The sequence below is a fragment of the Mesorhizobium sp. Root102 genome (assembly GCF_001425625.1).
In the GTDB taxonomy this organism is placed as follows: Bacteria; Pseudomonadota; Alphaproteobacteria; order Rhizobiales; family Rhizobiaceae; genus Mesorhizobium.
Map to the genome: position 1 here is coordinate 55,593 of NZ_LMCP01000010.1, position 22,011 is coordinate 77,603.

The 22,011-nt window shown below is 61.4% G+C and carries 16 protein-coding genes; 12 read left to right on the forward strand and 4 right to left on the reverse strand.

What is annotated here, in order from left to right:
- The first annotated feature begins 203 nt into the window (after positions 1-203).
- The 7 genes from ASD12_RS10415 (at position 204) to ASD12_RS10445 (ending at position 9,232) form a co-directional block, all read left to right on the forward strand.
- Positions 204-2,129, forward strand: a complete 1,926-nt coding sequence (locus ASD12_RS10415; protein WP_056585074.1) for a sigma-54-dependent Fis family transcriptional regulator — start codon at positions 204-206, stop codon at positions 2,127-2,129.
- A 154-nt stretch (positions 2,130-2,283) separates the two neighbouring features.
- Positions 2,284-2,808, forward strand: a complete 525-nt coding sequence (locus tag ASD12_RS10420) for a flavin reductase family protein (protein WP_056585076.1) — start codon at positions 2,284-2,286, stop codon at positions 2,806-2,808.
- The gene (locus tag ASD12_RS10425; RefSeq protein WP_056585078.1) at positions 2,805-4,085 is read left to right on the forward strand and encodes an FAD-dependent oxidoreductase; all 1,281 of its coding nucleotides are present in this window, start codon (positions 2,805-2,807) and stop codon (positions 4,083-4,085) included. The genes ASD12_RS10420 and ASD12_RS10425 overlap by 4 nt, the downstream gene beginning before the upstream one ends.
- Positions 4,086-4,327: 242 nt before the next feature.
- The gene (locus ASD12_RS10430) at positions 4,328-5,437 is read left to right on the forward strand and encodes an extracellular solute-binding protein (RefSeq protein ID WP_056585150.1); all 1,110 of its coding nucleotides are present in this window, start codon (positions 4,328-4,330) and stop codon (positions 5,435-5,437) included.
- Positions 5,438-5,473: 36 nt separating this feature from the next.
- The gene (locus ASD12_RS10435) at positions 5,474-6,553 is read left to right on the forward strand and encodes an ABC transporter ATP-binding protein (RefSeq protein WP_056585081.1); all 1,080 of its coding nucleotides are present in this window, start codon (positions 5,474-5,476) and stop codon (positions 6,551-6,553) included.
- Positions 6,546-8,270, forward strand: a complete 1,725-nt coding sequence (locus ASD12_RS10440) for an ABC transporter permease subunit (RefSeq protein ID WP_056585083.1) — start codon at positions 6,546-6,548, stop codon at positions 8,268-8,270. Before ASD12_RS10435 ends, ASD12_RS10440 begins: the two co-directional genes overlap by 8 nt.
- A 44-nt stretch (positions 8,271-8,314) precedes the next feature.
- Positions 8,315-9,232, forward strand: a complete 918-nt coding sequence (locus ASD12_RS10445) for an NAD(P)-binding domain-containing protein (RefSeq protein ID WP_056585086.1) — start codon at positions 8,315-8,317, stop codon at positions 9,230-9,232.
- Between the two features lie 106 nt (positions 9,233-9,338).
- On the opposite strand, the gene ASD12_RS10450 is transcribed toward ASD12_RS10445, so the two are convergent.
- The 3 genes from ASD12_RS10450 to ASD12_RS10460 form a co-directional block, all read right to left on the reverse strand.
- Positions 9,339-10,403 carry a cyclic nucleotide-gated potassium channel gene (locus tag ASD12_RS10450; protein ID WP_056585088.1) on the reverse strand — a complete coding sequence of 355 codons (1,065 nt, stop codon included), beginning with the start codon at positions 10,401-10,403 and terminating at the stop codon, positions 9,339-9,341.
- A gap of 261 nt (positions 10,404-10,664) precedes the next feature.
- Positions 10,665-12,059 carry an adenylate/guanylate cyclase domain-containing protein gene (locus tag ASD12_RS10455; RefSeq protein WP_156398565.1) on the reverse strand — a complete coding sequence of 465 codons (1,395 nt, stop codon included), beginning with the start codon at positions 12,057-12,059 and terminating at the stop codon, positions 10,665-10,667.
- Positions 12,060-12,841: 782 nt separating this feature from the next.
- Entirely contained in the window at positions 12,842-13,729 is an 888-nt protein-coding gene (locus tag ASD12_RS10460; protein ID WP_056585091.1) for a hypothetical protein, read from the reverse strand.
- 369 nt (positions 13,730-14,098) lie between these two features.
- On the opposite strand from ASD12_RS10460, the gene ASD12_RS10465 reads away from it, so the two are divergent.
- From ASD12_RS10465 to ASD12_RS10475, 3 genes are read left to right on the forward strand one after another with little or no spacing between them, the layout of a single operon-like run.
- Complete coding sequence (locus ASD12_RS10465; RefSeq protein WP_056585093.1) at positions 14,099-15,313, forward strand: glycosyltransferase family protein; 1,215 nt, start codon at positions 14,099-14,101, stop codon at positions 15,311-15,313.
- 1 nt (position 15,314) lies between these two features.
- Positions 15,315-16,559 carry a glycosyltransferase gene (locus ASD12_RS10470; RefSeq protein ID WP_056585096.1) on the forward strand — a complete coding sequence of 415 codons (1,245 nt, stop codon included), beginning with the start codon at positions 15,315-15,317 and terminating at the stop codon, positions 16,557-16,559.
- On the forward strand, positions 16,556-17,752 hold the full coding sequence (locus tag ASD12_RS10475; protein ID WP_056585152.1) for a glycosyltransferase family protein: 1,197 nt from the start codon (positions 16,556-16,558) through the stop codon (positions 17,750-17,752). The genes ASD12_RS10470 and ASD12_RS10475 overlap by 4 nt, the downstream gene beginning before the upstream one ends.
- 103 nt (positions 17,753-17,855) lie before the next feature.
- On the opposite strand, the gene ASD12_RS10480 is transcribed toward ASD12_RS10475, so the two are convergent.
- Positions 17,856-18,527: a class I SAM-dependent methyltransferase gene (locus ASD12_RS10480; protein ID WP_082525361.1), complete on the reverse strand. Its 672-nt coding sequence runs from the start codon at positions 18,525-18,527 to the stop codon at positions 17,856-17,858.
- Between the two features lie 271 nt (positions 18,528-18,798).
- Between ASD12_RS10480 and ASD12_RS10485 the strand changes: the two genes are divergently transcribed.
- Complete coding sequence (locus ASD12_RS10485) at positions 18,799-21,513, forward strand: ABC transporter ATP-binding protein (RefSeq protein ID WP_056585100.1); 2,715 nt, start codon at positions 18,799-18,801, stop codon at positions 21,511-21,513.
- Between the two features lie 34 nt (positions 21,514-21,547).
- The gene (locus ASD12_RS10490; RefSeq protein ID WP_056585105.1) at positions 21,548-21,997 is read left to right on the forward strand and encodes a cyclic nucleotide-binding domain-containing protein; all 450 of its coding nucleotides are present in this window, start codon (positions 21,548-21,550) and stop codon (positions 21,995-21,997) included.
- Positions 21,998-22,011: the final 14 nt, after the last annotated feature.

Genomic DNA, 22,011 nt, shown 5'->3' on the forward strand with positions numbered 1-22,011 from the left:
GGCATTGAAGAATGCGTTAAAGCCCCACGGGCTTGCTGCCTAGCTTGACGGCAGATTTCAAAGCTGCATAGTTTGCGAACATATGAGCGAGGTTGCGTCCACTTTGACGCGCGAAAAATGCTCGGCTACCTTGAATCTTCGTCGTGCTTTTCGAAGACCGATCCTGATTTTCGGACCGATCCGTTAGAGAGGACAGGCTCCGCATGGACACATTGGGCCGTGTAGTCGCGCAGTCAACGGCGATCGGCGGTCTGGCCAGCCTCGACAGCTCCTGGCAGCGCTGCCAGGAACGCTATCACTTCGACCCCAATGCGAACCCACGCCTGTCCTCGCTGAGCGACCGCGAGGTCGTGCAGCTTTGCGAGCCATTCGATCCCAGCCTGGAAGCCATCAAGAATGAGCTGGAGTTCGTGCAGTCGACTTTGCGCGGTTCGAATTTCTGCGCCAGCTTCTCCAACATGGCCGGCATCATCCTGCGCTACCGCGGCGATTCCCAGAACGACGAGGATTTGAAGCTCGAGCGACCGGGCACGATCTGGGCGGAAGGCGCGGTCGGCACGAACGGCGTGGGAACCTGCATCATCGAGCGGCGGCCGGTGATGGTGCTGGGCCGGCATCACTATTTCCGTGCCTACTCTTCGGTGTCCTGCATCGCCGCGCCGGTGATGTCGGCCGACGCGGAAATGATCGGCGTTCTCAATGTTGCGACGGGCGATCCGCGCATCACCTCCGACACATTCGCGCTGGCCGCCGGCCTGACGATGAATACGGCCGAACGGCTGAGCAACCAGCTCTTTCTCAATCACTTCCCCGGCAGCTCGATCCTGAAGATCCGCGGCGACGGCTCGACCGTCCTGCTGGCCCTGGATGAAGAGCAGCGCATTGTCGGCGCCAACAGGCAGGCGCGCCATGTGTTCGGATCGATCGCCGAGCGCCTCAACCGGGCGACGCTATGGGAGTTGTTCCAGGGCACGCCGGAGGCGCGCGACAGCATCACGAGGGACGGCGGGCAGCTTGGCCTGAGGCGGATCGATTCCGAAGCGCTGTACGAAGCGGAAGTCATCACGCCGAGGCGGGTGCCGGGCAGGCGCGCGATCGCCAAAGCGGCGCAGCCCGCCGCCCGCCCCGGCGTCGAACCCGCGATCGAAATCGCCCCCTCCCAGGGCCCCACGATCGAACAGTGCCTTGGATCCCATCCTCGCCTGACGGTTCTTTCCAGGTTGTTGCGGCGCGTTTCCGGCAGCGGTTTGCCGATCCTTCTGCTTGGCGAGACCGGTGTCGGCAAGGACACATTGGCGGGCGCGCTTCATCGGGAATGCGATCGCTGCGACAAGCCGCTGGTCGCCTTCAATTGCGCGGCCATTCCAGAGACGCTGATCGACAGCGAATTGTTCGGCTATGGCGCCGGCGCCTTCACGGGCGCCAAGCGGGAAGGCAATGTCGGGCGCCTGAAGCAGGCGGATGGCGGCACGCTTTTCCTCGACGAAATCGGAGACATGCCGCTGTCGTTGCAGACGCGACTGCTCAGGGTCCTGGAAACCGGGGAAGTCAGCCCGCTCGGCTCGGCCAAGACCCAGACGGTCGATATCAACATAATCGCCGCCACCAACAACGATCTTTCGACCGCCGTCGCCGAAGGCCGCTTCCGGCGCGACCTCTACTATCGCCTGGCGGGCGTGGTCGTGGACATGCAGCCACTTCGGGAGCGAAAGGACATTCTCGACATCGCCCTTCGCCTGCTCGCATCCGACAGGACCGGTCCACCCGCCCAACTCAGCGACGGTGTGATCGCCGCGCTTCAGACCTATGCCTGGCCCGGCAATATTCGGGAGATGCGCTACGTCCTGCAGCGGGCGCGCCGCGTCTGCGAACATGGCGTCATCGAGGTCGACGATCTCCTGCTTACCGACTTCGCGTCGCCGGGGTCGGGCGCCGCCGAAATGTCGGCCCCGGCGTCGCATCCCCGCCAGGCCCTGCACGATGCCGAACGTCGGATGATCGTGTCGACGCTGGGCAGGCTGGACAGCGATGTGAGCCGGACGGCCGAGGCGCTCGACATGAGCCGGGCCACGCTCTATCGCAAGATGCGCGCGCATGGCATCGTCGCCCAGAAGGTCGTGCGCGGTTGATCCCCGACGTCGGGCCGCCGAAACGCGGCGGCTGACTTTCCGCTGTATTGACGCGCGCGTCAGGCTGGCACGTGACTTGCGTTGCTTCTTTTAACCCACCCGAACGTCGCCGGCTTGCCGGCGCAGCGCCCGCGTGGGTCTGAAGGAGACCGACATGCCTGATCCAATCGAGTTGAAACTGGCCGAGTTCAAGCTCGCCATGCGCCGCCTGGCCGCCGGCGTCTCAATCGTCACCACGATCGACGGCGAGCAGCCGCATGGCTTTGCCGCGACGTCGGTTACTTCTGTTTCAGCCGACCCGTCGCCGTTGCTGCTGGTCTGCGTGAACAAATCCGTCTCCTGCCACGATCTGATGCTGGCATCCGGCCGGTTCTGCGTGAATGTCCTCGCCGAAGCCGACATGGAAACGGCGCGGCTGTTCAGTTCGTCCAAGGACCGCCATCGCCGGTTCGAACTTTGCAAATGGGAGACCTTGTCGACCGGCGCCCCGGCGCTGACCGGAGCGCTGGCGAGCTTCGACTGCCGTATCCACCGTGCGATGGAAGTGCAGACGCATACGGTGGTTTTCGGCGAGGTGGTGGAAACCCGGCTGATCGACGACGACCTTCATCCGCTGGTCTATATCGATGGACGCTTCGGCGGGCTCCGTTGTCCGCCGACCACTGGTGCAACCCCATGAGCGAGGCGAGGGGTGCCGCTGGTTCCAAGACCCATGTGGCGGTGATCGGCGGCGGCGTGATCGGCGTCTGCTCGGCGAGCTGGCTGCTGCGCGAAGGCTTCGCCGTCACCATCGTCGAACCGGGCGAAATCGCCGGCGGTTCGTCGTTCGGCAACGCCGGCTGCTTCAATCCATCATCGGTCGTTCCGATGTCGATGCCTGGCAATTTGGCCAAGGTGCCGGGCTGGCTGCTCGATCCGCTCGGACCGTTGTCGATCCGGTGGCCCTATTTGCCCAGCATCGCGCCGTGGCTGCTGCGGTTCCTGCAGGCAGGCTCGCGCGAGCGAGTCGAGAAGCAGGCGGCGGCGCTCGCCGGCCTGTTGCGGGATTCGCCTGGCGCCTACCGGCCGCTGGTGGAGAATGCGGGGGCCCTCGACCTGCTGCGGCGCGACGGACATCTCATGGCCTATCTGACGCGGGCGGACTTCGAAGCCGACGCATTCTCCTGGCAATTGCGGGAAAGAAACGGCATCGAATACACGGTGCTGGAGCGCGATGCCCTCTGGCAGCTGGAGCCGACCTTGTCGCGCGACTACCAATTGGGGGTTTTCCTGCCGGGGAACGGTCATACGGTCAACCCGCAACGCTTCGTCAACGCCCTTGCCGACGCCTTTCTGCGCGACGGCGGACAGATCAAGCGCGCCAAGGTCGAGGGCTTCGATCTCACGGGCGACAGGCTATCCGGGCTGCGTACCGATGCTGGATTCCTGGCCGCCGACCAGGCCGTGGTTGCCGCCGGGGCCTATTCGAAACAGTTCGCAAAGCAGCTCGGCGATTCCGTTCCGCTGGATACAGAACGGGGTTACCACATTATCGTCAGCAGTCCCGAGGCAAGGCCAGGCCTGCCGATCATGGACACCTCCGGCAAGTTCGTGGCGACGCCGATGGAAACGGGCCTCAGGCTCGCGGGCACCGTGGAATTCGCCGGGCTGGAGGCTGCTCCCGACTGGAGGCGGGCACGCAACTTGCTCAAGCTTGGAAAACGATTGTTCCCCGGCCTCAGGGAGAGCTATTCGGAGGATCGGCTGTCCGTGTGGATGGGCTTCCGGCCAAGCATGCCGGACTCGCTGCCCGTGATCGGATACTCGCGACGCGTGCGTGACATCGTCTATGCCTTTGGTCATGGCCATGTCGGCATGGCGGCCGGCGCGACCACCGGTCATCTCGTTACGGATTTGATTGCCGGCAAGCCACCGCGCGTGCCGATCGAGGCTTTTTCCCCGCGACGGTTCGGCTGATGCCAGCGGACAACCCCCAGTCCGTGTCTCACGCGAGAGACTGGTTCGTCACCGATGCGACGGCTGCAAATCGGCGGCGAAACGGCCAGAATGATGCACGGCACGGCTGCGCCTGTGAACAGCCTATCGAATCAACCACTTGCGGCGGCCTCGAGTCTCGGCGACAATCCGGCCGAGGCGCCGCCGACGTCTGGCACGGCGATTGCTCACTTCCTGACATGAAAATGGGAAAGGACCTGGGCATGAAAAAACTTCTGAATGAAGCCGTCAGCCGTCGCACGATCCTCAAGGCCGGTGGCGCGGCAATCGCCGGTTCGCTGTTTGCACCGAACATCATCCGTCCGGCGAATGCCTCCGAGCAGATCCTGCTGCTGACCTGGGAAACATATCACGACGACGACTGGATTCAGGAATGGGGCCGGGCCAACGACACCGAAGTCCGCGCGGTTCGCATCGGCTCTGAGGATGAGCTCTACTCGCAGCCGTTCTCGGGGGCGATCCAGCCGGACGTGCTCTATGTCGAGACAGGCTCCTTGTCGCGCTTCAAGGGCGCGGGACTGATCAAGAAGATCGACGTCTCCAAACTGCCGAACGCATCCAACATATCGTCCCACCTGCCATGGCAGAAGTTCACAACCGTCGACGGCGAATTGGTTGGGGTTCCCTACAATTGGGGCACGCAGCCCCTGATGTACAATGCCGATGTCGTCCCGACGGCCGAGACCGATACATGGGCGACGCTCTGGAACGAGAAGTACAAGGGCAAGGTGAACATGTTCGACGACTGCACGATCAGCTTCCCGATGATCGCGCTTTATGTCGGAGCCAAGGATCCTTTCAACCTGACGGAAGAGGAATTCGGCAAGTGCACGGACGCCTTGCGAGCGCTGCACGGGCAGATCCGGGTCATCGCCCGGGGCTTCGACGACGCGTCGACGATCTACGCCGCGGACGAGGCCGTGATCGGCTATTGCCAGAATGTCGCCGTGGTCACATCCCTCCAGGCCAAGGGCAAGAACTTCAAATATTCGCTGCCCAAGGAAGGTACGCCGACCTGGATCGACTGCGCCTCGATTTCACCGCAGGGCGACCGCCCGATCGTCTACAAATTCCTGAATGACAATCTGAGCACTCAGTGGCAGTCGCGCTTCATCACCAAGTCCACCAACAACGGCGTGCTCAGCGCGGAATCCGCGCGTGCCGCCGGGCTGAGCGAGGATGCATTGAAGATCACCAACATCGTCGACTCCGCCACTCCCGGTTTCTGGGACAAGCTGGTCGTCTTCCAGAAACCGGAAGACCTCGAGCGTCGCCTGCAGATCTGGAACGATTTCAAATCGGGGATTCTCTAAGCCCCGCGGCAGGCAACTAGAACCGGAGCCACTGCGATGCAGCAATCGGTCGGCAACCATGTGCTTAGCCTGGAAAGTGTCTCCAAGACCTATCCAGGCAACACCAAGCGAGCGCTCGACAGAGTGTCGTTCGAGGTGGCCGCGGGCGAGTTCTTCTCGATCCTCGGTCCGAGCGGCTCCGGAAAGACGACGATCCTGCGCACGATCGCGGGCTTCGAGAAGCCCGACGAAGGTCGCGTTATGATGGCCGGCGGCGATGTCACGCATCTGCCGCCGAACAAGCGCGACCTTCGCACGGTGTTCCAGAGCTATGCCCTGTTCCCGCACCTGACGATCAGCGAGAACGTTCAATACCCGTTGCGAATGGCCGGCATGGCAAAGCCCGAGCGGACCAGGAAGGCCATGCAGGCGCTGGAACTCGTCGCCATGGAATCGCTGGCGGGCCGCTTGCCGCATCTGCTTTCCGGCGGCCAGAGGCAGCGCGCCGCGCTCGCACGCGCCATCGTGTCGAGACCGCAATTGCTGCTTCTCGACGAACCGCTGGGCGCACTCGACCTGCGCCTGCGCCAGCAGATGCAGCATACGCTCGTCTCACTGCAAAAGGAGCTCGGCATCGCCTTCGTCTACGTCACCCACGACCAGGGCGAAGCGCTTTCCATGTCCAACCGCGTGCTGGTGATGCGCGAGGGACGGATCGCGCAGCTGGGAAGACCGCAGGACCTCTATTTCAAGCCGCGATCGGAATTCGTCGCCGAGTTTGTCGGCAACTCCAACATGCTGCCGGTGGAATTCACGGCCAATCATGGCGTGTATGTCGGATCGATCGGCGGGGTGGCGTTCCCGGAGATACGCGGCGACAGGTCCGGCAGGGCGCGCGTCGCGGTGCGTTACGACAATGTCAGGATCTATCCCGACAAGGAAAGTTCCGCGACAAGCCGGCTATCCGGCATTGTCGAAAACGTGCTCTTCCTGGGCACCAACATCGAGGTCGGCATCCGCTGTGGCGACCTGCGGATCATGGGCAGCGTGCCGGCCAGCCGTGCCGACAGCCTGGTTGCCGGCCAGGCCGTCTCCGTCGGCCTCGATCTGGCGGAGGCAAACATCTTTCATGTCTAGATCGGCCGACATGGCGCTGTTCGCCGCCCCAGCCGTACCCGCGCGCTTCAGGTTCCGCATCGATTGGCCACAAGTGCCGGTCTATGGCTGGCTGGCGCTGATCGTGCTGATCCCGAACCTCCTGCTGATCGGGACGAGTTTCCTGTCGGTGGCCGGAGGACGCATCAAGTTCGAACCGACGCTGGCCAACTACGTGCGCCTGTGGCACTCGGCCGGATTCTGGCGGCTGCTCGAGCAGACCTTCCTGTTCAGCCTGCTCGGCGCATTCCTGGGCGCGCTGGTCGCCTATCCCATGGCCTATTTCGTCGGCCGGGTGGTCAGGAACAACCGCTCCATCCTTACCGTCCTGGTGCTGGTGCCCTTGTGGATCAGCCTGCTGATGAGGGTGTTTTCCTGGCGCCTCATCCTGGGCCAGAACGGCGTGCTGAATTCCTCCCTGGTGTCGAGCGGACTCCTGGACGGCCCGTCCTCGGCCTTCCTGTACACCGGCTCGTCGGTGGTGCTGACATTCGCCTACATATCCATTCCGTTCATCTTCGTCTCGACGCTCAACGCGTTCGAGAAGATTCCGCAATCTCTGATCGAAGCCTCTCAGGACCTCGACGCGACCACGTTCCAGACTTTCTGCCACGTCATCTGGCCGCTCACCCGGCGCAGCCTTGCCATCGGCTTCAGCCTCGCCTTCCTGGTCACGGTCGGCGACTATGTGACGCCGTCCATGGTCGGAGGGATCAATGGAACCACGCTTGGCGTGCTGATCTCCTCGCAGTTCGGCATCGCCAGCAACTGGCCGTTCGGGGCGGCGCTGTCTATCGCGCTCATTGTCGCCGTTTCCATTGTCGTCGCGTTGGTATTGTGGTCCTGCCCGCAGCGAGGGATCTTTTCGGGCGACGAGGCGCCATCCTCGGGGCCGCCGCCGGCGGCCGGTGAGGGACCGCGGCTCGGTTTCATCGGCGGTGCCATGCTTTATGGCCTGGTCGTCGCCTTCCTCTACGCCCCCTTGCTGCTGATGGTGGTGTTCTCGTTCAACGATTCGACCTTGCAGGCCTTCCCGCTGCAGGCCCTGACCTTCAAATGGTATGCCGAGCTCGCCGGCAATTCGGGATTGATCGCCGCCGGACAGCGTTCGCTGATTGTCGCGGTCTGCGTCGTCGTCATCTCCAGCATCGTCGGGACAGCGTTCGCGCTGGTGCTCCACTATCGCAACCTGCTCGCTTCGCGCGCTATTGAACTGCTGCTGACCCTGCCGCTCGCGATGCCTTCGGTCGTCCTGGGCATCGTCATGGTGCTCGGCACGGAAATCGTGGGGGTTCCGCCGGGCCTGGCCCGTGTCGTCATCGGCCAGGCAAGCTTCATCATGCCCATCACCATGCTCCTGGTGCTGACGCGGCTCCGGCGCCTCGATCCCTCCCTTCTCGAGGCCTCTCTCGATCTGGGCGCGAGCCGCCTGCAGAGCTTCTTGCTGATCGTGTTGCCGCTAATACGCGGCGCCGCGATCGGCGGCATGCTGCTTGGCCTGACCCTGTCGGCGGACGAGGTGATGGTGACATTGTTCCTCGCCGGCCCGTCCCAGACATTGCCGATCTGGGTCTTCAACCAAATGCGGTTCGGCTTCACCCCGTCGGTCAACGCGGTGTTCACCCTGCTTGGGCTGTTCGCGCTGTCGACGGTATTGATCGGCCAGGTCATCGCGCGACGCCGCGCCGTCGAGACATGAGCGGCCCCGAAGGACTCCGGCTCAACACTGAGGAGCAGTGCTACATGCCGTCGTCACCGACAATCGGGCGCCCCGTTGCCGTGCTTGGCATCGGCAGCATGGGAACGGCGATAGCCAAGGCGCTGATCGAGGCGGGGCACCACGTCACGGTCTGGAATCGATCGAGGGAGCGGCTGGCGGGGCTGACGGGATGTTTCGTGGCGGAGACAGCCGTCGAGGCCTGTCGCGACGCGGAGATCACGTTCACATGCTTTTCGAATCTACCGGCGACGTATGACGTCCTGAAGCAGCCGGGCGTGGTCGGAGCGCTCCAGGGCAAGGCCCTGGTGCCGATGTCCACCGCCACTCCGGACGAAGTCCATGGCTTCCAGCGGTTCGCACAGGCATCCGGCATCGACTATCTGGACGCCAAGATCGCCGTCACGCCGGCCCAGATCGGCGCGCCGACGGCAGTGATCTTCTTCGCCGGACCACAAGCCCTCTTCTTGCGGGTCGAACCTGTCCTTAGGGCGCTGGCGGGACGGGCCACGCTCATGGGACAGCGCATTGATGGGGCCGTGCTGGGCGACTTCGCCTTTCTCAGCGTCTATTTTGCCAGCACGATCGGAATCCTGCATGGCGCGGCTTTTTTGAGAAACTCGGGACTGAATATCGAACAGTTCTTCGGTCTGATCCCATGCTTCCTCGACGAGATCAACGCGCGCTCGCAATCGTTCAGGAAGATGATCGTTGCTGGTGATTACACGGATGTTCAATCGGCCTTGAAAACGGATCTGGCCGGCGCCCGGTTGCTTGCGAACGCAACCGCGAATGCCGGGATGCAGAACCTTTTCTCGGATGCCTTGATCGAGTTGATGCAGGACGCGGTCGCGCAAGGCCATGGCGATCTGGATTCGGCGGCCATGGTGCAAGCCTTTTCCAAGATCATGAGCACTCCGCAGCCAGTCGAAGTGCCGGGTTGAGCGATTTTCATCGGTGACGATGGTAACCTTGTTGGCAGGTGCGTGTATCGCTCCTTGTTCGAGAGCAGCAAGGAGGATCTCGGCCGCGTCCTGTACCCGGTCACTGTCACCGGCCGCCAGCGCCGCCTCGCTCGAGCGCGGTCTTGCGGATGATTTCCGCGATCTCCGGGCTGCTGCTGCACAGCATCTGGAAATCCGCCGAGTGAAGGGACAGGAGTGAGACCGCCGTCGCGGCGCTGACGGTCGCCGATCGCGGTTCGCCGCTGATCAGCGCCATCTCGCCGAAGAAGGCGCCAGGGCCAAGCTCCACCGGGTTCGGCGTCGCGACGCTGACCCGCCCCTCCACGACGAAGAACATCCGATCCCCTGTCTCGCCAATGCGACAGATCACGGCGCCCGCCGGCAAATTACGAGGTCTTAGCGCGCGCACGATCTCTACCAGCGCGGCCGGGCCGAGCTTCTGAAACAACGGCACGCCGGCGACCAATTGCCAATTGCGGACGAAATCCTCGCGACGGATTTCTTGATAGAAGCCGGAGGCAAGAATGCCGGCCCAGAGCGCGAAGATGCCGATGCCAGTCATCATGACCGCCCCGGCAAGGACGCGGCCGGCCAAGGTTTGCGGGATGTCGTCGCCATAACCGGTGGTGGACAGCGTGACCACCGCCCACCACATTGCCTGGGGGATGCTGCCAAACTTTTCCGGTTGGATGTCGCGCTCGATGACATAGGCGGCGAGTGCGACACCGAACAGAACGACGCCGAAGAGCGTGGTGACGCCGATCAGGTTGCGCGCTTCGTTGGCCAGCACCCTGCCCAGGACGGGGAAGAAGGTCGAGTCGCGCAGCGGTTTCAGCAGCCAGATACCACAGTAGAGGCTCCAGTCGGGTGTGCCGTCGAGCAGAAATGCGGCGAGTGGAACCAAAACCGCGAGCGCGTCGATGGTGATTGCCGGCGTCCTGTCCCGAAGGTCTCCCGCCCGGCGCTTGAGCAGCGTCGCGGCCATCTGCAGGAGATAGGCGCCCCAAATGACCGCGAGCAGGGCGGTCAGAGCCAGTCTGCTTCGTCCGGACAGGTTCGGTGTCGTGAGCGCAGCCACCGCCAGAAGCCCAGGCGCAGCCAGCAGCGCGTTGAGCGGCGCGTAAATTCTCAGGAAAGGCAGTACCGACATTCCATACCCACGAGCGACAACTATCCGCCAAAGTAGGCTGCCTTCAAGGCAAGCGTAAAGGTGCTTGCTGTCGCTGCGATGCGCATCACCGACAGTGAACTCAGATGTCCGGGATTACTTCGTGACCGGACGTGAACAGACAGGCCACAACCGACGAGAATGATCCAATCCGGACAATTGCAACAGGTTCCGCGAAGGTCAGCTTCGGTGAAAAGGCGACATGGGATCGCGACGGAAAACTGAAATATCGGACAGTCGTTTTCAATCGAGCCCGATCCACACAAAGCCGTCCTGCTTTCGGCAGGGGTATACGATCAGTTTTGCGCGGTTTTTCGAAATGTCACCCGCGAATTCATAGCCCGGCGCAGTACCATCCTGCTGCAACTTCGCCCACTCCCTGATTTCGCCGGTAAGCAGGTCGAAACAACTCTGATGCCAGCGGCAGACCAGGCCAAGATCTGCGGTGATCGTGCTCTCCATGTGCGGGAGCTTCAGCACTTCGGCCTGAGCGGAACTTCGGCGTTCGTAGAGCGGCAGATGAAGATGCGGGCAGGCATTGTTGAAGGCGCAATAGCTGTCGGATCCGCGAACGACGACGATATCGTAGTGCTCAAAATCGAGAATCCGGCGTTCGTAGGGCTGTAGCTCGTCTTCGGCAAAAGCGCGAATCCACCTCCTGCCGCCGTGGCGGATGGTTTCGCGAAGCCCCTTGGCATTGAGCTCGGCGTCAATTTCGGGCTTCAGCCTGACGATTTCGAACAGGCTCGTGCGCTCGCCGGTACCGCGAAGGCGTACCCTGACGAAGTCGCCGATTTCCACCTTTTCGGCGATCTGGTCGCGAAGGGCCTCGGATATCAGCAAGCGCGTACCGGCATCTTTATTGGCGGCCTCGATCCGGCTGGCCAGATTTACAACGTCGCCGATGGCCGTGAGACGTTCGTGTCCAGCAAAACCCAATGTGCCGATGACGGCTTCGCCATAGTTGAGGCCGATACGAATATCGAAATCGATGCCATACATCGAGGCAAAGAACGGCTTCAGACGATCGACTGTGGCGAGGGTCTGAAGTGCGGCGTTCAAGGCGCGGAGCGGAGCGTCTGGCTGGTCGTCGATACCGAATATTGCCATGAGCCCATCGCCGATCAGTTTGTCTATGAAACCGCCATTCTGCTCGATGATGTCGCCGACCTGGGCGAAGTAGCGATTGAGCAGATACATCACGTCGTAGGGGGAAAGCCGCTCTGACAGCGCTGTGAAATCTACAATGTCGCTGAAGAAGACCGCAACATGCCTTGCTTCGCCGCAACGCGTCGCGGCAGAAGCGCCAAGCTGGCTGGTGATCATCATGTCGGTTTCGTCTAGCACCAGGCGTCGGACGCGAAGCTCGCCTTCCGGCCTGAGCTGACAGGCCAGCCGAACCTGATCGGCCAATCTCAACCGGTTCGCCATCAGGGTTTCGTCCGGATTCCGGTCCGGGCAAGCCTCAATGCCGTCGAGAACCCAAACGCGGCATGTCGAGCATTTCGCCCTGCCGCCGCATGCGTGGGCAAATGGCACGCCCGATCTGAGAGCAGCCTCGAGCAAGGTCTCATCCGCGGCCACGTCGAAATCCACTCTGTCGGGTAAAGCGGTTACTTTGGTCATATCACCGAACACAGGTCCGTCACGCTAACTGGCTGTCAGTGTAGCACCAATCGGCTCAGGCAATAGAATCGTGCAAAATTCGGGCACCGACGAAGCCGAAATGGTTTCGTTGCCGGGACCGGACCATAAGACCGCTTGCATCGGCAGCGACCGCTTGCTGAGCGGACAACGAGGGTTCATTATGATCACGGATCGAGTTGGTGACGTCGCAGAGCAGAATAAGGCTTAGTGGAGATGCGACAATCAGGCAGCAACGATGTACACCAGCAATCAGCGCGCGAAGCGGACCATCTCGCTCTAATTGTCGAACTTCCGTCAATGGCGCAGCCGCGACCTCTAGCACGATCACGGGCAAATGTCCGCTCTTGGTCGGAGGTAAGTTGAAAACGGCAGACGTGCGGCGCGTTGATGTCCGGCCGCTTCGAGCCAGCAAGCAGCGCCAAGAGTCGCCGTTCTCGAAAAGGCAAAACGAGAGGCCACTTCTGGCGCATCTCTTCTGCTCCCCTAACGAAAGATCGCGTGCACTTGCCGTCTAGCAGGTATCTCGGCAAGCCGAAGCTTCGCTGGGATATCAACCGCGTGCCTACTCGGTGACATGTGTCCCCACCGGGCCTGACAGGAAAGAAAATTCATCGGCTTCTTTGTGCGGCAACGATGATTGGGGGCTTGCGAGCGACGTAATTCTCGCGATCGGGGTAAGGCACCTCGACCCCGGCGTTCATCTTCGTCGACAGCCGCCGCATGCAACCTCTGCCGGCTTGGAACCGGCGGAAAAAGGAAACAATTCCCAGCACTTAAGTTACCACCGAGACGCTCGCCGAGGTCGGCTGCAAGACGCCGGGGAACGGCCCGATCCTGGCCGGGCGATGCCCGGACTGGAAGAGGTTGCTGTGGAGGTTGGCGATCCACTGCTTGCCTTCCGTCGTCAGCTCAAGATAGCGGATCGCGTCGCCGATATAGGGCTCGACCTGCAGCGTGAAGAAATCGGTGAAAATGGCGCCGAGATCAGCGGCGGTCTTGCAGCCGAGCTTTTCCACCATCCCGATCTCAGAGAACTCGGCAAACAGCGCCGGCAGCTTGCGGTGGTAGAAGGGATCAGCGAGCTGGCCGATCAGGTCCGCGGCCCTGACCAGCGCCGGTTCGGTGTTGGTGACCTGGTAGGCCGGATCGTTCGGCACCGGAAAGCGTGTCATCTCGATCGCCTCGACAATGCGCTCCTCGTTGATGAACATCGAGGAAGCAAAACGTTGGCGCGCATAGATCTTGGCGCGCTCGATATGATAGGGCGCAAGCACCGCGTCGGAGGCGCCGCGCGGTGGCGTATAGCGGTCGCCGACCTCGTTAATGACAAAGCTGTCCTCGGTGTCGCCCTGGCACACGCCGTGCACCATGCCAATGTCGTGGACAAGCAGCGCGCAGGTATAATGCAGCCAGTCATCGGGGGTCAGGGATTCCGAAAGCAGCCGGCCGCGGATGATCTGCTGGCCAGCGAGCGTGACCATCAGTGTATGCTCGATGTTGTGATAGAGCGCGTTCGAATTGCCGATGCGCTCCAGGACAAGGCGGGCCGCCCCGCCTATGTAGCTCGCATATTCCGAATTGCGATGCGAGAAATACTGGAGATAGAGTTCTGACAGATAGTCGCCGAGCCGGTCGGCCATGATGGAGATTGGATTGAGCATGACAATCGTTCCCGACCGCTTTGAAGCACGACAAGTCGCGCCGCGCGGCCCATCCTAGCACGGTTCGGGCGTGGATTTTATCTTAGGACCAAGACGAACACCGCGGGCACATCAGGGTATGTCGTGGTTAAGTGGCGAGCGCGGTGTCACGCCACTTAAGGTGATGGGCGTATGGCCACCGCTTGGAAGCCTTCGGATGAAGGGCAAAGTCGATGAGTTCGCGGATCATTAGGCGATCTGCGGTTTTTTGGTAATACAAATTGAAAATTGCGCCCTCATGTTTCACAACAGGTCGGTAGACCCAGGATGGTTTCGAAACGGGGGGGCGCCCATGGTCCTCAAGGCGAGAATTCGAAAAGACGTTCAACAATGACCCATCACGTACAAGATGCTCGAATTCTTATGTACAGCCACGACACGTTCGGGCTCGGCCACTTGCAGCGCTGCCGGACGATCGCGCATTCGCTGGTCGAGGATTTCCGCGGACTTCAGGTGCTTATCATTTCGGGTGCGCCTATCGCTGGCGCCTTCGACTACCGCGCCCGTGTCGACTTCGTGAAGATCCCCAGCGTCATCAAGTTGCGCAACGGCGAGTACACCTCGCTGGAAAAGGATATCGATCTGCATGAGACGCTAAGGATGCGCCAGTCGATCATCCGCCATACAGCCGAGACCTTCCGGCCGGATATCTTCATCGTCGACAAGGAACCGCTCGGCCTGCGCGGTGAGATTGAGGACACTCTGTCCTACCTCAAGACGCGGGGCACCACGCTGGTGCTTGGCCTGCGCGAGGTGATGGATGCGCCGCATCTGCTCGAAGCAGAATGGGCACGCAGGGATGTGATGCGCAAGATAGGCCTGTTCTACGACAAGGTCTGGGCCTATGGTCCGCCGGATTTCTACGATCCGTTGACCGGCTTGGATGTGCCGCCGGCCGTCAGGGCAAAGATGAGGTTCGTCGGTTTCCTGCAACGGAGCCTGCAGCGGAACGAGTTGCCCGGCCACCGGCCCGAGGGCGACTATATCCTGGTTACCACCGGCGGCGGAGGCGACGGCGCCGAACTGATCCACGACGTCATCGATGCCTATCAGCAGGATCCGAAATTGCAACACAGGGCGCTGATCGTGCTTGGGCCTTACATGCCGGCGCGCAAGCGCAACAAGCTGCTCAAGAAGGGGTCCAAGATCCCCTACATCAAGATCATCGAGTTCGACAACCGCATGGAAGACCTGATTGCCGGCGCCAAGGCGGTTGTGGCGATGGGCGGTTACAACACCTATTGCGAGATACTGTCTTTCGACAAGCCGGCGCTGATCGTGCCGCGCGTCGAGCCCCGCGAGGAACAACTGATCCGCGCTCGGCGCGCAGCCGAACTCGGCCTCATCGCGATGCTTTTGCCGGAAGAAGCCAAGGATTCCCAGCGGTTTGCCGATGCACTGATGGCACTGCCGGACTGGCCCCGCCCATCACAGAGCAATCCGCATCTGACGCTGGAAGGGCTGCCTCATATTTCCGAAATCGTCGCGGAACTGCTCGACCGGCGGGCCGGCCATCACCTGTCGGTTGTTGAAGGAATGAACTGACTTGCAAAATCGCAAGATCGTCGTGGTTCTGAAGGGCTATCCGCGGCTGTCGGAAACCTTTATCGCACAGGAACTGCTCGGTCTGGAGCGTGCGGGGTTCGACCTGATACTCTTCGCGCTCAGGCGGCCGACCGACGCAAAACGCCACCCCGTGCATGACGAGATCAAAGCGCCCGTCCATTATCTGCCGGAATATCTGCATGAAGAGCCTTTGCGCGTGCTTCGCTCGCTGTTTGCTTATCTGCTGCGGCCGGGCTTCTGGCGCGCGCTCGGATCGCTGGCTGCCGATATCCCCCGCGACTTTACGCGCAATCGCGCGCGCCGCTTCGGGCAGGCGCTCGTGCTGGCGGCCGAATGGCCGGAAGGCGCGGGATGGTTGCATGCACATTTCGCCCACACGCCGGCATCGGTGACGCGCTATGCCAGCCAGCTTCGTGGTCTGCCCTGGAGCTGCTCGGCCCATGCCAAGGACATCTGGACTTCGGCGGACTGGGATCTGGCTGGCAAGCTTTCTTCGGCGCGCTGGACGGTCACCTGCACGAAGACCGGCTTCGACCGTCTGAAAGAACTCGCTAACGGCAACTCGTCCGTGCATCTGAGCTACCATGGGCTCGACCTTCATCGCTTTGGCAGTTTCGGCGAGGCGCGAAAACAGCATGACGGCTCGGCGCCGGACGAGCCGGTTATCGTTCTGAGTGTCGGGCGCGCCGTTGAAAAGAAAGGTTTCGATACATTGCTGGAGGCCCTTGCCCTCTTGCCTGGCGATTTAGCGTGGCGTTTCGAGCATATCGGCGACGGCGAGGAACTGAAACGGCTCAAGGCGCTGGCGCAAAAGCTCGGACTTGATGGTCGCGTCTCTTGGAAAGGCGCGCTTGCGCACGAGGAGGTGCTTGAGCACTACCGCTGCGCCGACATCTTCGCCCTGGCCTGCAGGATCACCGCAAATGGCGACCGGGACGGCCTGCCGAATGTTCTGGTGGAGGCGGCCAGCCAGCGGCTTGCCTGCGTGTCGACCGATATTTCCGGCGTGCCGGAGCTTTTATCGCCGGATGAAACGGGGCTGCTGGTTCCGACGGAAAACCCAATTGCCCTGGCACAGGCGCTGGAGCGCCTGATCCGTGATCCCGTGCTGCGCGCCCGCCTCGGCGACGCCGCAGAGCGGCGCGTGCGGGGCAATTTCGATCATATGGCAAGCATTGGACAGCTCAAGGAACTGTTCGAGCGCGAGTGGCGGGCCGCCGATTGAAGCGGCTGCGCATTTTCTTCTATGTCCAGCACCTGCTCGGTATCGGCCATCTGGCGCGCGCCAGCCGCATTGCGGCGGCTCTGGTCGATGACGGGTTTGACGTAACCGTCGTAACCGGCGGAGCGCCGGTCGCGGGGTTTCCGGGACCGGGGGTAAAATCTGTAACCCTGCCACCTGTCACCTCCGGTAATGAAGGATTTTCCGGACTTGTCGACCTGCAGGGTAAACCCATCGACGATGATTTCAAGAAATCGCGTTCAGAGATGCTGCTCCAGGCATTTCGGGATTGCAGGCCTGATATCGTCATTGTCGAGGCGTTTCCATTTGGACGCCGGCAGATGCGTTTCGAACTCCTGCCGCTGATCGAGGCCATCGACGCGGCGTCGCCCAGGCCGCTGCTGGCGACGTCCGTCCGCGATATCCTTCAGGAGCGCCTCAAGCCGGGCCGAGACGAGGAAACGGTCGATCTCATCAACAGGCATTTCGACCTGGTCATGGTCCACGGCGACCCGGCTTTCGTAACCATCGACAAGACATTTCCACTGGCTGGGGCGATCAGAGCTGAGATCACCTACACAGGGCTCGTTGCCGCGCCGCCATCGCCCGCGGCTTCCGAGCGCTTCGACGTTCTGGTGTCGGTTGGCGGCGGGGCTGCCGGAAAGAGCCTTGTCAGATCCACCATCGCAGCGGCGCGGAATGCCAACAATGCTTGGAAATGGTGTTTGATCACCGGCCCAAACCTGCCCAAAGACGAGTTTGACGCGATCGCAGGCGATGCCACGCCGGGCCTGTCCATCTTCCGGTTCCGCGAGGATTTCGCCAGCCTGCTGACCGGCGCCCGCCTGTCAGTCTCGCAGGCGGGTTACAACACGGTCTGCGATGTCCTGCGCGCGGGTTGTCGCTCCCTGCTCGTGCCATTTGCAGCCGGCGGGGAAACCGAACAGACGTTTCGCGCCCTGATGCTCGAACAACTCGGTCTTGCAACGGTGCTGATGGAAAAGGACCTAACGCCGGAAGGTTTGGCGCAAGCGGTCGAACAGGCGCTTGGGGCACCGACACCATCCGCGCATCGTCTCGATCTAGAAGGTGCGCGTCACTCCGCGCAAATCCTGCGCGAGCGGTATCGAACATGGTCCCTAAAGATGGGGCCCCGTTTCGGAAAAGCTCATGATCAAACAGACGATGGATCTTAGAGCAATTCGAGCAAAAGTGTGAAGCGGCTTTCCGTCCGGAATTGCGTCAAAACAAACACTTAGAGCAGTTCAGCGCACCTACGAAGCGCTGAACTGCTCTAGTCTAGACAGTTCCAATCAGCATGAAGCGCGTATAATTTTTTGTCGGCAGTTCGCCGGAGAACCGCACCTCCCGCAGCGCGGCCATTGCTTCGAAGGCTGCGAGTGAAGCCACGCAGCTGATGTGTGTCGGCTCGCTGAAATAATCGTTCGATTGCAGCAGCACATTCGTGCCCCGCGGAAGCAGGGCAAGCCAGGCGCGCAGATCGGCTATGTGTTCGCAGCTCGTATTGACGACCAGGTCGGGACGCCCGGCCGCATAGTCGAGAGCGTACATATCTGCCGTCAACGCCAGGAATCGTTCGCCAGCTTCCCGGTTGAGGGTCAGCGCGACCGGCGCGACTTCGGGATCGATGTCGATGCTATCGACCGCCGCGATGTCGAAGCGGGCGTCGTTGAAAAGCATTGCCGGCAATACGCCGTACCATCCACCCAGAACCCATATGCGCCTGAACCGGCCGCCGCCGCTTTCGAACAGCTTGTCGAGCGCCCACATCTTGCAGGCGACCTGCTTGTGGTTGAAGGCGTTGGCGATATCGGCCGTCGGATGCTTGGCGACGACGCGCGCCAACCCTGCCACGAGAGGGCGGTTGACATAGGCAGCAATTCCTCGCGTGAGGTCCAGGGCTTGCTCGTGCCAGTCCGTGCCGGCATTGCGTGGTTGCGTGACATCCATCATAGTCGTCTTGTATGGCGGGATTTCGGGCGACACAATGCAATCTTGCCCCCCGCAAGGCTGTTTGATCCGCGGATATGACTATGCTGCTAGCCGCTTTGCCATTACCCGGTGCCGGAGAGAGCCGGCTGCATCTGTCCGGACCGTTGGCGTCCTCCGTGCACCGCAGCTTCGAGACTGTCGTTGGCGAAGAAGAAATTGCCGGTACGCCATTCGCCAGCAGGTGCTTTTACATCCTGCATCCTTCCAACTGAAGGGTCCACAGTCGCATATGGAACCCAGCCTAGCCCGCTATATCTGGACGCACACCAAGAAGCAGCAGCTCTGGATATTGATGATCGTCGTGCTTTCGATGATCCCGTATTTCATGTCCTTCGACCTGCCGAAGCTGATCGTCAACGGCCCGATCCAAGGTAGGGGCTTCGAGCAACCGGGCGCGACCCAGCCATTCATGAGGCTACACTATAACCTGCCGTTCATCGGCGAGGTCCTGGTCTTCTCCGGTTTTCAGCTCGGCCGCAAGGCGACGCTGTTTGCCCTGAGCCTTGTGTTCCTCTCGCTGGTCGTCGTCAACGGCCTGTTCAAATTCTACATCAACACCTACAAGGGCCGCCTCGGCGAACGCATGCTGCGGCGTATCCGCTTCAATCTGGTCGATCGTGTGCTGCGGTTTCCGCCGATTTACTTCAAGCGGGTGAAATCCGCCGAAGTGGCGACCATGGTGAAGGACGAGGTGGAGCCGCTGGGCGGCTTCATCGGCGATGCCTTCCTGCAGCCGGTGCTGCTCGGCGGTCAGGCGCTGACGGCCATGCTGTTCATCGTGGTCCAGAACGTCTGGCTCGGAATGATAGCGGCCGTGATCGTGGTGATCCAGATCGTGCTCATCCCGCGAATGCGGCGGCGGCTGATCGTGCTCGGGCGCGAACGGCAGTTGACGGCGCGCGCGCTTTCGGGCCGAGTTGGCGAAATCGTCGACGGCATCGGCGCGGTTCACGTCCACGATACATCAAACTACGAGCGCGCCGACATAGCTGCCCGGCTCGGGCGCATCTTCAAGATTCGCTTCGATCTCTACCAATGGAAATTCATGGTGAAGTTCCTGAACAATTTTCTCGCGCAGATCACGCCGTTTCTGTTTTACATGATCGGCGGATATCTGGCCATCCAGGGGCGGCTGGACGTCGGCCAGCTCGTGGCCGTGATCGGCGCCTACAAGGACCTGCCCGGACCGATGAAGGAACTGATCGACTGGGATCAGGATCGGCAGGATGTCCAGGTCAAATATCAGCAGGTCGTTGAACAGTTCACAGTCGAGGGTATCATCGCGCCGAAAATCGAGGCATTGACGATCGACGATCCCCCTCCGATTACCGACCCGCTGTCAGCGATCAGTCTCTCCATAGCAGACGATGGCGGTGCAGTGCTCCTCGACCGTATCTCCCTCCAGGTCAAGCCGGGTGAGACGGTGGCGCTGGTCGGGACCGCAACAGGTGGAGCGAACGCACTTGCAGAAGCCTTCGCGCGGCTGGTCTGGCCGACCAGCGGAAGGGTCGCTTCGGGCGCCGACGACCTGCTTGAACTCCCCGAAGCAGTGACCGGCCGGCGCATGTCCTATGCCTCGTCGGATGTTTTCCTGTTCCAGGCAAGCCTCCGCGATAACCTGCTCTACGGGTTGAAGCATGCGCCGCTGACATCGGTGACTTATGACGGTGCTGCGGCAGACCAGCGCGGCTGGGACATCGAGGAGGCGCGCCGGTCGGGCAATCCGGATCTTGATATCCACAGCGACTGGATCGACTATGCTTCCGCCGGCGCTACCGGCCCGTACGACCTCTTTGAAGCCGTGCGCCGGGTGCTCGACGCGGTTGTTCTGTCGCGCGACATTCTGGATCTTGGCTTGCGCTCTTCGGCAGACCTCACGCGCCACACGAAGCTTGCCGGGCGGATCGTCGAACTGCGTGCGGCGCTGCGAACCCGGCTGGAACACGAAGGGCTGAGCGGACTGGTGGTTCCTTTCGAACCGGGCGCCTACAACAAGGAAGCAACGATCGGTCAAAACCTGCTCTTCGGCGCTGCCGCCGGTCCCGAACTGGCCGACAGGGCTCTGGCGGCCAATCCCTATTTTGCTTCTGTGCTGAGGCAATCCGGCCTCGACCGCGCGCTCTACGAAATGGGTATGGAGATCGCGGAACAGGCGATCGAGCTGTTTGCCGACCTGCCGCCCGATCACCAGTTCTTCCAGCAGCTCGCCTTCATGAGCGCCGAGGAGATACCTGCCTACGAAACCTTGCTGCAACGGCTCAAGAACCGTCCCTACGAGGCAGTTTCGGAGAACGACCGCGCCATGATGGTCACCTTGAGCTTTGCCTATATCGAGCCACGCCACCGCTTCGGCCTGCTGAGCGACGAGCTGATGAGCAAGATCGTCGCCGCACGCAACCTGTTCTATGAAAACCTGCCGCCCGAGCTGCAAAATGCGGTCGAACGGTACGATCCTGCCAAATACATTGCCGCGGCTACCGTCATGGATAATGTCCTGTTCGGGCGTGTGGGCAACAACCATCCCGACGCGCCGGACCGCATACGCTCCATCGTCTATGACATTCTTGACGAACTGGGGCTCTATGCCGAACTTCTGAATGTCGGCCTGGACTTCAACGTCGGCTCCGGTGGCAGGCGGCTGACCAGTGGACAGCGACAGAAGCTCGATGTTGCCCGGGCCCTGCTCAAGCGCCCCGATTTTCTCATTCTCAACCGGCCGCTGGAGGCGCTAGACCAGCGTATGCAGGACAAAGTGCTGCGAAACGTGCTCGAGGAAGCCAGACGCGACGGCCATTCGCCGGCAATTGTGTGGGTCGTGACGAATCCGGCAATGGGGATGATGTTCGATCGCGTTGTCGTCTTCGACTCGGGTCGTTTGGTGGAAGACGGAACACACGAGACACTTTTGGCAGGGAACGGTATCTTCAAGGAACTTCTGTCATAGTCTGGCAAACGCGAATTTAGGAAGGTTTGCGACAATGCTGCTCAAGGATGAAGTTGGAATGCTGCAACGCGTTCCCTTGTTCTCTGGCATTGAGCCGGCAAAGCTCAAGCTGCTTGCGTTCACATCCGATCGCGTGAGCTACAGCGCCGGCGAGATTCTTTTCCGGCAGGGCGACGAGGCAGACGCCGCCTATGTCATCCTTTCCGGCAGGGCGGATATTCTGGTCGATTCCGACAGCGGGCCGATAAAAGTTGCCGAACTGCTGCCAAATTCGATTGTTGGCGAGATCGCCATATTGTGCAACAGCTCCCGCACTGCCACCGTCAGAGCGACAAGTTCACTGGAAGCCCTGAGAATCCGCAAGGATCATTTCCTGAGGCTTATGAAGGAGTTTCCGGAAATGACCATCGAGATATTGCGGGTTCTTGCCGATCGCCTAAGCCATACAACCGCGGATCTGATCGACGCACGAAGCGCCAGATAACGAATGACGCTCAA